The sequence below is a fragment of the Streptococcus sp. NLN64 genome (genome assembly GCF_015831295.1).
GTDB lineage: Bacteria > Bacillota > Bacilli > Lactobacillales > Streptococcaceae > Streptococcus.
Genome location: NZ_JADXDQ010000087.1, coordinates 1 through 3,811, shown reverse-complemented (window position 1 = coordinate 3,811; position 3,811 = coordinate 1). Strand labels below are relative to the sequence as shown.

Genomic DNA, 3,811 nt, shown 5'->3' with positions numbered 1-3,811 from the left:
AATTTCTCGAAAATCTCTGATACAATAGTCATAGGTTCTATATCCTTTCGGGTTGATTTTGCACTTCCTAGGATATAGGACTTTTTTATTTTTTCAATCGGCTACCGAGAATTATTTTACACTAACCCTCACTTCATTTCCTGATGAGTGGTTACCTTACGCTCCTTTGGACAATACTTGAGCACCTCAATCCGATCTGGATGCGATTGAGGATTCTTACTACTGATATAATTTTGACTACCACAAGATTGGCAGCGTAATTGAATTTTAATTCTCATATTCTCTCATTTATCGGTTAAAAACCTTCCCTCAAATCAGACAAGGCCTGATCAATTTGCTGGTGAAGTTGTCCAAGACTGCCACGATTGTCTAGGATAAGACTGGCTAAAGGCCTTTTCTGTTCCAAAGACCACTGACTAGCCAAACGCTTATGGGCTTCCTGCTCAGACAGATTATTCCGCCGCATCAACCGCTCTAGCTGGGTAGCCTCATCCACATAGACCAGCCAAATCGACTCGAACCAGTCCTCATAATCCTCCTCGAACAAAAGCGGGATGTCAAAAAAGACCACCTGCCCAGACCTCTGAGCCTGCTCCCATTCAGCTGCCAAAGCCTCTCGAATCACGCGCCCTTGCTCCCGCTTAGACCAAGCACGCAAATCCGCATCCGAGAAAAAACGTTGCGCTAATAGGGAGCGATTCAACTCTCCTGACTCTTCTAAAATCCCATCGCCTAAGTAATCCACTAGAAGCTGATAAAGAGCACCACCGGGAGCCTGTAATTCATGCACCACATGGTCTGCATCTACCACCTTGTAACCTAGTTCCCGTAAATAATAGGTGACTTGGCTTTTGCCAGAAGCAATACCACCCGTTAAACCTATGATCTTGGATTTCATCATTTTTGACACCGGGGACAAACATGTGTCCCCCTTCCTCCAACTTTGATTTTTTCAATCGGATGACCACAACGAGGACAGGGCTGACCTTCCTGACCATAGACTTTTAGGGTTTCCTGCATGGTCCCTGCCTGCCCAAAAGCATTTTTATAAGTACGAATCGTCGAACCACCACGAGCCACTCCCTCAGCCAAGGTTTCAATAATAGCCCGGCGAAGTTGGCCAGCTTTTTGAGCTGATAAGCTCGAAGCCGAGCGCGTGGGATGAATCCTGGCCTTCCACAAAACCTCATCCACATAGATATTCCCTAAACCAGCTACCAGCCGCTGCTCTAAAAGGAGAGGCTTCACAGGTTTTCGCGACTTCCCTAATCCCTCTCGAAATTCCTTAAGAAGAAAGGTTTCTTCAACTGGTTCTGGACCTAGTTTCTTGGACTGAAAATAGGCTGCTAAATCTGCCTTGGGTAAATAGTCCAAGGTTCCAAACTTCCGAACGTCCTGATAAACCAAACGAGAACCATCTTCAAAATCAATCAGAACATGCTGGTGTTTCAAGGGTTCTTGAGCTACTTCTTGAAAGAAAAACTTCCCTTCCATCCGCAGATGAGACAAAAGAACATGTTGCCCCAAATCAAAAATGAGGTACTTGCCCCGTCTCTGGACATCTTGAATTTTCTGTCCTAGCAAGTCATGTGCTAAAGCATCAGCTCCAGTCCGTACCATAGGTGGATAAAGGATGATCACTTGGGAAATGACTTTCCCTCGTAACAATGGAGAAAGACCGCGGCGAACGGTCTCTACTTCAGGTAATTCTGGCATTAGTATTCCTTTTCGTTATAACCAAAATCGGCCAAATCCAATTTCTTATCTCGCCAATTTTTCTTCACTTTAACCCAGGTTTCTAAGAAGACCTTGTCTCCTAACATGGTTTCAATATCCTTCCGGGCTAGGGTTCCAATTTTCTTGAGCATAGCTCCACCCTTACCGATCACGATCCCTTTTTGACTAGAGCGTTCTACCATAATAGTAGCCTGGATGTGAATTTTATCTGTCTCCTCATCGCGCTTCATGCTGTCAACCACCACAGCAATCGAGTGGGGAACTTCCTCACGTGTCAGATGAAGCACCTTCTCACGAATCATCTCAGATACGAGGAAACGCTCTGGGTGGTCTGTAATCATGTCCTCTGGGAAGTATTGCACTCCCTCTTCAAGGTTTTCGGACAGGACATCAATTAAGTGGGACACATTGTTCCCTTGAAGGGCCGAGATCGGAATAATTTCCTTGAACTCCATCTGATCCTTGAAGTCCTGGATTTGATCCAACAGTTGTTCAGGATTCACTTTATCCAATTTATTCACAACTAGAATCACAGGAACCTTAGCCTGTTTCAGGCGTTCCATAATCATATCATCCCCCTTACCGCGAGGCTCATCAGCTGGCACCATAAAGAGGACGGTATCTACCTCACGAAGGGTTGAGTAAGCTGCATCGACCATGAAATCGCCCAAAGCCGTTTTAGGCTTGTGAATACCAGGGGTATCAATAAAGACGATTTGTTCCTCTGGGGTCGTATAAATCCCCATAATTTTATTTCGTGTCGTTTGCGCTTTATCACTCATGATGGCAATTTTTTGCCCCATAACATGATTCAAAAAGGTCGATTTTCCAACATTCGGACGACCTAGAATCGCCACAAAACCTGATTTAAAAGACATTCATTCTCCTTCATTCTTTAAAAAAATAGATTCCAAATTTTGGGGACAAAAATAATAAGCCCCGTAATCACAGCATAGCCAGAAAAGAACAAAACCGCTCCTGCAGCCATGTCCTTTGCATGTTTAGCCAGCATCGAAAAATGATAATTAGAAGCCAAATCCACGACATTCTCAATCGCTGAGTTGACAATTTCTAGAGTAATCACCATAAAGACACTCAGCAACAAAAAGAGCCACTCAATCGCCGAAACTTGAAAAATCAAGCCTGCCACAACAACGAGAATTCCCGAAACCAAATGCTTGCGCATATTAGCCTCTTCTTTAAAAGCCGTGGCAATTCCGGTTAGGGCAAACTCTAAACTAGAGATGAGATCTCGATTTTTCCACTTGCGTTTATTCCCTTGTGAGTCCATAAGCTGTCAATATCTCTTCCTGTAATCCAAACATTTCTGCTTCTTCTTCCGGGGTGTAATGGTCATAACCATTGATATGTAAAAAACCATGAACAGCCAAAAAGCCCATTTCCCGTTCATAAGAATGGCCATAATCCTCAGCCTGCTCTAAAGCCCGGTCTACTGAAATGTACAGTTCTCCAATGTAGGCATCGAACTCACCCATGAGTTCCGCTAAGTCTGCCTCGTCCATGTCCATATCTTCAAAAGAGATCGACTCTTCTGGCTTATACTCCAAACTGACAACATCAGTCGGCCGGTCCATTCCACGATATTCCAGATTCACTTGATGGATGCGCTCGTTATCTACAAAAGTGATGGCCATTTCCTTGTCTTCTTTTCCAATTCGCTTGGCTGCCGATTGCACCAGCTTTTCAATATCAACCATCATATCCCTGGACACGCGCCCAGTCTCGTCTTGCATTTCAATATACATGGAAAATCCTCATTCATATCTATTATTTCCATTATAGCACATCCCCAGTCCGTCTGTCTGAAAATCACCTATTGACCTACCCTAAATCGATCCAATTTTACCGTTCAGGACGTTTTGAAGACATTTCAGAACATCTGGGTTAGATTTTAAGATTTTGGAAGTAAAATAGAAGAAAATTTACCCCAAATTATTCATACCTAACTTAAAAACCTTCCAGAAACCGTATTGATCACAGGGTTTCTGGAAGATTCTGCTTTTCACCCATTGGGTGAAACATTCGACTAGACAAAAAAGGATTTCCCCTTTAT

General features: G+C 43.6%; 6 protein-coding genes. All 6 read right to left on the bottom strand.

Annotated elements, in window-relative coordinates; translation table 11 throughout:
- Positions 1–128: 128 nt before the first annotated feature.
- Genes rpmG through ybeY form a run of 6 tightly spaced genes read right to left on the bottom strand, consistent with a single transcriptional unit; the run spans position 129 to position 3,503 of the window.
- Positions 129–278: a 50S ribosomal protein L33 gene (gene rpmG, locus I2503_RS09060; RefSeq protein WP_196090897.1), complete on the bottom strand. Its 150-nt coding sequence runs from the start codon at positions 276–278 to the stop codon at positions 129–131.
- 17 nt (positions 279–295) lie between these two features.
- The gene (gene coaE, locus I2503_RS09055) at positions 296–901 is read right to left on the bottom strand and encodes a dephospho-CoA kinase (protein WP_247644709.1); all 606 of its coding nucleotides are present in this window, start codon (positions 899–901) and stop codon (positions 296–298) included.
- On the bottom strand, positions 898–1,716 hold the full coding sequence (gene mutM / locus I2503_RS09050) for a DNA-formamidopyrimidine glycosylase (protein WP_196967740.1): 819 nt from the start codon (positions 1,714–1,716) through the stop codon (positions 898–900). Before mutM ends, coaE begins: the two co-directional genes overlap by 4 nt.
- Positions 1,716–2,615 carry a GTPase Era gene (era, locus tag I2503_RS09045; protein WP_196967739.1) on the bottom strand — a complete coding sequence of 300 codons (900 nt, stop codon included), beginning with the start codon at positions 2,613–2,615 and terminating at the stop codon, positions 1,716–1,718. The genes mutM and era overlap by 1 nt, the downstream gene beginning before the upstream one ends.
- 17 nt (positions 2,616–2,632) lie before the next feature.
- On the bottom strand, positions 2,633–3,028 hold the full coding sequence (locus I2503_RS09040) for a diacylglycerol kinase (RefSeq protein WP_196967738.1): 396 nt from the start codon (positions 3,026–3,028) through the stop codon (positions 2,633–2,635).
- Positions 3,009–3,503, bottom strand: a complete 495-nt coding sequence (ybeY, locus tag I2503_RS09035; protein WP_196967737.1) for an rRNA maturation RNase YbeY — start codon at positions 3,501–3,503, stop codon at positions 3,009–3,011. Before ybeY ends, I2503_RS09040 begins: the two co-directional genes overlap by 20 nt.
- Positions 3,504–3,811 lie beyond the last annotated feature (308 nt).